This window comes from Proteiniphilum sp. UBA5463 (genome assembly GCF_002427225.1).
In the GTDB taxonomy this organism is placed as follows: domain Bacteria; phylum Bacteroidota; class Bacteroidia; order Bacteroidales; family Dysgonomonadaceae; genus Proteiniphilum; species Proteiniphilum propionicum.
The window spans coordinates 1-8,704 of record NZ_DIQL01000027.1 but is presented as its reverse complement, the minus strand read 5'-3'; the positions used below and the strand labels follow the sequence as shown (position 1 = coordinate 8,704).

7 protein-coding genes and 1 pseudogene are annotated in these 8,704 nt (G+C 40.0%); 3 read left to right on the top strand and 5 right to left on the bottom strand.

Annotated elements, in window-relative coordinates:
* The coding region (locus tag B3B27_RS04700) for a response regulator (protein WP_286845043.1) at positions 1–1,200 on the top strand (1,200 nt) is incomplete at its 5' end.
* A gap of 40 nt (positions 1,201–1,240) precedes the next feature.
* On the opposite strand, the gene B3B27_RS04695 is transcribed toward B3B27_RS04700, so the two are convergent.
* The 5 genes from B3B27_RS04695 to dut all read right to left on the bottom strand — a co-directional run bounded on the left by B3B27_RS04695 (position 1,241) and on the right by dut (position 7,150).
* Positions 1,241–2,524, bottom strand: coding sequence for an MFS transporter (locus B3B27_RS04695; RefSeq protein ID WP_238869143.1), 1,284 nt, complete (start codon positions 2,522–2,524; stop codon positions 1,241–1,243).
* A 126-nt stretch (positions 2,525–2,650) separates the two neighbouring features.
* Entirely contained in the window at positions 2,651–4,012 is a 1,362-nt protein-coding gene (locus B3B27_RS04690; protein WP_238869142.1) for a murein hydrolase activator EnvC family protein, read from the bottom strand.
* Positions 4,013–4,864, bottom strand: a complete 852-nt coding sequence (locus B3B27_RS04685; protein ID WP_238869141.1) for a DUF4292 domain-containing protein — start codon at positions 4,862–4,864, stop codon at positions 4,013–4,015. It abuts the gene before it with no gap.
* 89 nt (positions 4,865–4,953) lie between these two features.
* Positions 4,954–6,699 carry a tetratricopeptide repeat protein gene (locus B3B27_RS04680; RefSeq protein WP_286846958.1) on the bottom strand — a complete coding sequence of 582 codons (1,746 nt, stop codon included), beginning with the start codon at positions 6,697–6,699 and terminating at the stop codon, positions 4,954–4,956.
* A gap of 16 nt (positions 6,700–6,715) precedes the next feature.
* The gene (dut, locus tag B3B27_RS04675) at positions 6,716–7,150 is read right to left on the bottom strand and encodes a dUTP diphosphatase (protein WP_238869135.1); all 435 of its coding nucleotides are present in this window, start codon (positions 7,148–7,150) and stop codon (positions 6,716–6,718) included.
* A gap of 154 nt (positions 7,151–7,304) precedes the next feature.
* Between dut and B3B27_RS04670 the strand changes: the two genes are divergently transcribed.
* Together B3B27_RS04670 and B3B27_RS04665 are read left to right on the top strand one after the other, a co-directional pair.
* Positions 7,305–8,030 carry a hypothetical protein gene (locus B3B27_RS04670; RefSeq protein ID WP_238869134.1) on the top strand — a complete coding sequence of 242 codons (726 nt, stop codon included), beginning with the start codon at positions 7,305–7,307 and terminating at the stop codon, positions 8,028–8,030.
* A gap of 31 nt (positions 8,031–8,061) precedes the next feature.
* Positions 8,062–8,704 (top strand): annotated as a pseudogene (locus tag B3B27_RS04665) (hypothetical protein); the annotation flags it as partial.

Genomic DNA, 8,704 nt, shown 5'->3' with positions numbered 1-8,704 from the left:
TCAAATGCTGTAAAATACACATCTGATGAAGAACATATTGAAATTAGAGTCAGAGTCGAAAATGAGATATTATCAATCTCAATCAAAAATACCGGTATCGGAATAAAATCAGAATACTATGACATTTTATTCGACAAATTTGAAGTCCTTAACCGGCTTGAAAGACAAATGTCTATCGGCGACTATCCCCGGCACGGTATAGGGCTGGCATTATGTAAAAGTATAGTAAATATCCTAAAAGGAGATATCAGTATTGAAAGCGACGGGGAGACATACACATTGTTTGAAGTCCGTATCCCAAATTTAGAGTTAACATCGGCAGAATTAGAGCAGGTATATCATAAGCCTGACTTAACACGATTAAAATCAATTACATCAAGTGAAATCAATCTATTAGAAGAAAAAAATAAATTACCGGAACAAGATTATATTTCAAATGATGGATCTGTTTTGATAGTTGAAGATGACCGGGAAATCCGTTCAATGATAAAAGATCTTTTAAGCCCGAATTACAGTATAATAGAAGCTTCTAACGGGATGGAAGCATTACAGGCTGTAAACAGGCAACATCCAATACTGGTTATCAGCGACATAATTATGCCGAAAATGAATGGGGTTGAATTTGTAAAAATAATGAAAACGCAGGAAATGACCAGCCATATACCAATCATACTTTTATCATCGAAAAGTTCCATCGAAAGTCAGATTGAAGGTTACGAAGTGGGTGCCGATGCTTATATCAACAAACCTTTCAATTTTCGTCATTTAGAAGTAATTGTTAAAAGCTTGCTTCACAAAAAAAATATATTGGAAGAGTACAGTAATTCCCCCTACTCCGCTCTTGAACAATATGAGGGCTCTCTAATCCACAAAGAAGATAAAGAAACGATTCTGAATATTACGAGAGTTATTTATGACAATATTGATAACGAAGAACTCACGATTGAATTCATTGCAAATGAAACGGCAATCAGCAAGATGCAACTTTATCGTAAAATAAAGGAGATCACTAAAAAAACGCCCACTGAATTTATTCGTTCAATAAGGCTTAAGTATGCGGGGAAACTTCTGAAAACAACTAACAGAACTGTTCAAGAAGTTATGTATGCATCAGGTTTCAACAACAAGGCCTACTTTTACAGGGAATTCCTTAAAAAATACAACAAAACTCCAAAAGAATTCAGGGAGTCAACAGATTAAACTTTAGTTACGATAAAACAGAATAGATAACTTTATATTTCTATTCTACCTGCCGCACATGTTTATATTTGAAGAGGAATGCAAACATTACCGCCACCACCAGGGAGTATGCGGCAAATATAAACCACACGCTAGGCCAGTCTCCCACCAGCAACGATTTAGTGGTTGTCCCCACGCTCACATCAGTCCACTTGCAATATTGATTCACCACCCACTGTGCACTTAAAGTCCCAATGGTAGCACCAATACCGTTGGTCATCAACATAAACATCCCCTGTGCGCTGGCACGGATATTGTGGGGTGTCTCCTTATCTACGAACAGGGAACCCGACACATTGAAAAAATCGAATGCTACACCATAAACCAACATGGAAAATATAAGCAACGATAGCCCGTTTCCCGGATTACCCAGCCCGAAGAAAGCGAACCTCAGAACCCAGGCAAACATCGCTATAAGCATTACGCTCTTTATTCCATATCTCCTCAAAAAGAAAGGTATAAGCAAGATACATAGAGCTTCAGATATTTGAGAAAGTGAAATTAGAATGTTGGAGTGTTTCACCCCGAATGCATTAACATATTGCGGCAAAGCTTCAAAGCTGGCAATAAACGGATTGGCAAAACCGTTGGTTATCTGTAGTGATACACCCAAAAACATGGAAAATATAAAAAAAAGCGCCATCTTCCGCTGTTTAAACAGCTTAAATGCATCCAGGCCAAGTGCCTGGAACAGGGTTTTATCTTTATTACTTGTAGTGACAGGGCATTTGGGAAGTGAAAAAGCGTAAGCTCCCAGTACAAATCCAATCATCGCACTTACTACAAACTGCATGGCTGAGGTCTGGAACCCGATAATATCTACCAGCCACATGGTGCAAATAAATCCTATGGTACCAAAAACACGAATCGGGGGGAAGGCTTTAACGGTATCCATTCCTCCTCTTTCCAGAATTGTGTATGCTACAGAGTTTGATAGTGCCAGTGTAGGCATGTAAAAAGAAACGCTCAATGTATAGAGAGAAAAAAACAGAGAAAATGAGATATCCGTTCCGGCGTTCATCCCATACAAACCTGCGGAAAGCATAAAAGAGGCTGCCAGCAGGTGGCAGATCCCCAACAGCTTTTGAGCAGGTATCCACCTGTCGGCGATAATACCTATAAGTGCAGGCATAAATATGGATACTATCCCCTGCACAGAATAGAAAACCCCGATATGTGATCCCATACCCGCCGGGCCCAGATAACGCGACATAGATGTGAGATAAGCCCCCCAGACTGCGAACTGGAGGAAGTTCATAATTATTAGACGTGCCTTTAACGACATATTGTTAGAATTAGATCAATAAACAAAATTATTTTGCGGGCCAAAGGCCACTTATATTGAGAATATATACAATCTTGAACTTTATGAAACAACAGATTCTTTTCACCTTTACAATACAAAACTAAATTATCGCTGCAACCATGGCGCAGGATTAAGTTTTGTTGTTTTCTGCCACAGCTGGAAGTGCATGGTAGAGACTCCGGTATCGGGATCGGTGAAAATACGTCCCAGCGATTGTCCTGTCTTCACTTTATCCCCTTGTTTAACAAAAAGATCATATATGTTGGCATAAAATGTGTAGTACTCTCCGTGACGAACAATAACACAAGTGTTAGAACCGGGGAAAGAGAACACTTTCGAAACCTCTCCATCGAAAACGGTACGTATATTGGCATCCCTCTGAGCTTGTATATCAATACCATTACTATTGGTTGTCACATTCCATTCCGAATGTTTTTTGGTGCCGAAATTGCCAACTATTGATACAGTTCCGGAAACAGGCATAGGCAGTCTTCCCTTATTTGCAGCAAAATTCTTAGACAGATTGAATGTCTCCGCCGATGCTGTACTCGCTCCTACCTCAATTCTGGGAGCGGGCGAACCACTTGGCGCAGCTTCCTCTTTTCGCCCGGCTGCCTCCTCCTTCTCTACTGCCTCCTTGCTCTTTTCTCCTTCGCGCTTGATTTTTGCGGCTTCCCGTTCGGCTCTCTTCCGTCGTTCAGCCTCTTCTGCCCGCCTGGCAGCCTCAGCCTCCCTCTCCTGGCGTGCCACCTCTTCAGCAATCAATCTTTCAATCTGTGCGTTCAGCTGTGATGCCCTGCGCTGTTTGTCCTGAATAGATTTCTTTAACTTCTGTTGCTGCCCACGAGCCTCTGCTACCTCCGATTGACGCGCTTTCTCCTCCTCCTGCAACCTTATCTGTTCATTCCTCAACAATGCCAGCGCCTCTTCTTTGCCGGCTCTGGCCAGGGTTAGAGATTCCTTTTTGGCTGTGATTTCGGCATTTTGCACCTTTATTTCTTGAGCCTGCATCTTCTGCCATCTTGAATACTCCCTCAGGTATTGCATTCTTCTCAACGACTCGCCAAGGGACCTTCCTGTCAAAATAAACAGTAACTTATTCTGGCTGAACTTATTGTTCAACATGCCTTTCATGGCGTTGGCATAGCTATCCTGCTTCCGCTTCAGCTCTTTATTGAGCCGTGAAATCTCACTTTCCAGCCTCGATTCTTCATTTTTCAATGCTGCTATTTCCTGATTCCGCAAATTGATCAACTCTTTTCGTGAAGAAATCTGTTTATTAATAAGGTTAATACGATCCAGTATAGTTGTAGTATGTTTTTGCACATCAAGGTAAAGCCTGTTTGTGCTTCTTATCTCCTCCTGTAGGGCCTGTTGCTGTTTCTGTAAACTTTCGATCTGACTGGTTTGAGAAAATAAGACAAAAGCAAACAATGAAAAAAGATATATAAGAGTAAACCTTTTCATTTAGTCTTTATTCGGAGAGATAATTTTCAATATTGCATCTATAGAGGTTCTATTATAGCCGACTGGAACACTCTTACCCAACTGAAATGGCTGATTTGTGATAATATCGGAAAAAAGCAGTTCGGCATCAACCTTTCGTGATGAAGATGAAAGGGTTACATTCATCTTATGCGGGAAAGTAATATTGTTCAATATTGCAAAATTATTGTATCCCCATTGCAGATAATGTTTCTTCTCTGGTTGCATAAGATGTGTAAATGTGATACGATCGTCACAATTTACCGTGAATGAGTAGTCTATCCCCGATTCTCTGTCCTTACCGGTTAAATAGTAATATTGATCTGATGTGCGAATGTATTTGAAGTTAAGGTAATCTGAGTTTTCCACCTTCTTTTTTCCTGAAACAAAAAGAGCATTGGTAAAAACCGATTGCATGGTATAGAAGTCGAATCCTACCGGATATTGCTCTTTCAAAGAACTGATAGATTCCTGAACATAACGTTTGTTCATCCTGTCGAGCACCAGTACAGAATCGGGATCGATATAAAATCGAAACATTTCCACACCGAAAAGAGGTTGTATAGAAATCTGAAGGGCATTATCCTTCACAATGCGTATATTTCCTCTTGAACTTAAGGACCTGGAACCGTTAGTCAAGTTCATATTAAGCTTGGCTGAAAAGGTATAGTAAGGGAACTCACTGGTAATAATGTCATTGAAAAGCTGATTATATGATTTATCTTCCACAGGAGAGGTGGAGTAAACAATCTGTTGTTTGGGCTTACAGGAATTTAGAGCAATGCCCAACAAAAAAAAGAATAAAAAGATATGTTTGCAGTGAGAAATATTCATAGCTCGATAATTATTTCAGTTGTTTTTTTAATTTCAAATAACGGTCATAAAAAATTCCACATCCGGCATTTATTTACCAACTAGGACATTTACAACTTTCGGGTTTTTATTTTTTTATTTAATTTTTTTGAGTCACGTCCCAGTTCTTTTGCCTTTTTCCACTGTTCTATTGCCTTCTCTCTTTCTCCGGTTTTGAACAAAACGTCTCCGTAATGTTCATAAACCTCAGCTGATGGATTCTCCTTGCTATATTCCATGGCCTTTTCAATATATATTTTTGCCATAAGGTAAGATCCCTGTTCAAACAATACCCACCCGTAAGTATCTAAGTAAGTAGGGTTCATCGGATCTGCCTTTATTGTAATCCCGCTCATCTGCTCTGCTTTGTTCAGATCCCTCTTTTCAAGAGACAGATAATAACTGTAATTGTTTAAAACAGGAAGATTTTGCGGATTCAGCTTTAAAGCTTTTTCATAACATCCGAAAGCAATATCTTTATTCCCAAGAAAATAGTTCAGGTCGCCTATCTGACCATGAAAATCTGATTCCATAGCTGGACTCAGCATTACTGCATTTTTCAACCCCTCCTCAAATACCCTTAATGCTTCCTTATAATTCTTCTGTTGATAATGGGCAGCACCTAAGTAGAAATAGAACTGAGGCTCCTTTGGAAGATGTTTTAGTGCTTCAGTTGTTACCTCCTTAATTTTCTCCAGATCTTCATCAGGCAAGGCAATACGGATCATTTGCTCATACCCTGCCGGATCACCAGGATTATCCTTGGTATATATCTCGAACTGTTCCATGGCGCCCTCTTTGTCATTCTGTAGCATGAGGACATTGCCATAAATCATGTTCAGTTGCCTGTTGTTGGGATGCTGTTCAAAGAGTGATTCGAACAGTGTATTTGCCTGTTTCAGTTCCTGTCGGTTCTGCTGCAGAATGCCGAGATAACGTGTAAGAAGCTGCAGTTTTGTCTCAACATCCATAAACGATCCTGTGATGGCTTTCTGTAACTCAGCCTGTGCGGCGGGCTTATTGTTTGTTTTCTCATAATAGTTCACCATGGATAGAATAAGTTCTGGATAATCAGGATCTATACCTTTCACCTGTTCGTAATATTGCAGTGCTTTCTGATCCTGATTGTCTTCCATATATAGATCACCCATAAGGATAAGATACCTGGGATCACCGGGATTTTTGTCAATGAACTGCTGAATTTCTTCAAATGCTTTCTCCTTTTTGTCCATCAGGGAATATAGACGGAACTTGTTAAGTGAAAGCATCTCTGACATTCCAGTACTTTTTTCAAGTTCGTTAAGCGCATCTATAGCTTTTTGTTGTTCTCCATTATCTGCATATGCGTTTGACAGTTCGAAATAAAGTTCTGATCTGTCGGGGTATAACTTCAGCAAAGAACTGTAAATGCCAAGAACGTCTTGTTTAAGCTCGAGTTCTTTGCATAATCCCGCAAGCATCATATTATAGTAGTAGTTGGAATTATCGTAATGAACAGCTTTCCGGAAAAAATCCAGCGCCCTGTCTTTTTCCTGAAGCACACTGTAGAAAGTCCCCAGTTCAACCATTACATTTGCATTGGTTGAATCCAGTGCATAACAATGCTGAAAAAAGTCGATAGCTTCATCATATTTCCCAAGAGCTTTTGCATTCAAAGCAGCGTAAAAATAGTAATCAAATTTCCTATCAGTTGCTTCATTATGATGTATTTGACGTACATCCTGGCGAGCTACTGCCTTTAGTGGCATAACTGCCAATACCAGGTATAATAAAACCAGGCCGGCATTCAGCTTTTTTATTTCTGTCAGATAATTCATTCTTTGCCTACAGTTTCTATTGTTTGCCGGTATGTCCAAACCCTCCATCTCCTCTTTTTGTTTCATCCAGTGTGTCAACCGGTTCCCACTCTACGCTGGCATGTTGAGCAACCACCATCTGGCAGATGCGTTCTCCGTCGTTTATGGTAAAATTTTCATTCGACAGGTTCACCATGATCACCCGAATTTCACCACGGTAATCGGCATCAATTGTACCGGGTGAGTTCACAATTCCAATACCATGTTTTATTGCTAATCCGCTTCGGGGGCGTATCTGAGCTTCATATCCTTCAGGGAGCTGAATAAAAATGCCGGTCGGCACAAGGGCTCGCTCCAGAGGCTTTAAAACAACAGGTTCTTCAATATTCGCACGTAGGTCTAGTCCGGCAGCCGACATCGTTGCATATTCAGGAAGCGGATGACGTGACATGTTTACTATTTTAATCTTCATTGGTGAGAGTCATTCGAATTAATTATGCGAATTTATACAATTCTGAGGAAATTATTATCAATTTGATGAAATTTAAGGAATTTAATTCCAAAGGAATATAACATTTTGAGAGATTGTCACTCGTGAAGTAAGAAAAAACCATATCTTTGCATATATGAGCGGACAAGATGATCTTTTGGCAAAATTACGTCAAACGCTGAATGAACAGGGAATTGACTCATTTCATATCCTCGAGGAACTGGTGCCAATTGAGGAGCAGATGGAGTATTTCAGATATTTCGACAGGATGCGGCGAGAAAACACCCCCTTTGTGCGAGATGAAGAGGTAGCTGTTTTATTTTCTCCCGACGAGTCCATCGAACGTAAGAAAAAAAGCCTGACCCTTCTTGCTTCCATACCCGATGTAGGAGCATACAGATCTATTGAAACATATCACAGTAGTCCACTAGAGCCTGAACTGCTTAACTGGTCGTCCATGGCACTTGTCAGCAGCCGTATCATTCTTAGCTCAGACCTTTCGGGGCATCAGCAAGTATATATCTCTTCGGGCCTGGGTGGCCACGATAAGAAACTGCGGTTTTTCGCCCTTTTCACAACCAATAACAGGCAAGAACTTACCGATTTGCAAAAGGAGATGGTAGAGCGCGAATTTATTTTTCAGTTGCAAAAAGCAGAAATAGTTATTGAAAAATTTGTAATCAAAGAAAACTACTTTACCATCCTCATGCTTTTCCCATTTGATAAGGATGTTAAGTCGAGCCTCCACGACGCTATCACTGAGTGTAATCAATACGGAAATTTTCTCGATACAAAATTTCTTTTTACTAATGTAAAAGTACTGAATGAAAAAGAGATAGATGAGCTGTTAGATAAGAAATAGCCATCAGTCCCTCACTAAAGAAGATCTGAAAATGATTTATCTTGTACGTAAAAAAAATATTTGCAAGACACTCTTAACCGTAATTTTAATCGTTCTCTCTATCGGGAGCAGTGCACAGGAAATCCCGTTCATTCCCCCGGTCTATAACTATACTACAAATATATATAGGGCAGGCAACCAAAACTGGGCAGCAGAACAGGGCAGTAACGGAGTAATCTATTTTGGTAACGAAAACGGGCTTTTGAGTTTTGACGGAGTCAACTGGTCTCTGTGTCCACTCCCCAATAATCTCTCAGTAAAGTCTATTTATATAGACAACAATCACTCGACTGAGCGAATATATGTAGGTTCATTCGAGGAATTCGGATATTTCGAACGAAACCGGTCCAATCAGCTTATTTATTACTCAATAAAAAGTATTGTTGATGATTATCAGTTTCATAACGATGAAATATGGACGATATATCCTTTCGATGGAAAGATTTACTTCCAGTCGTTTTCTGCATTCTTTGTCTTCGATGGCAAAGAGGTGAGGACATTCAAGCCCTATCCTGCCGTATTGTATTTTTTCCCATCGGGAGACAAGATGTTTGCGCAAATAATAGATAATGATTTTTGCAGTTTCAACGGTGAAGATTTTCAAAGGCTATTGACACGCAAACAACTAAATAACG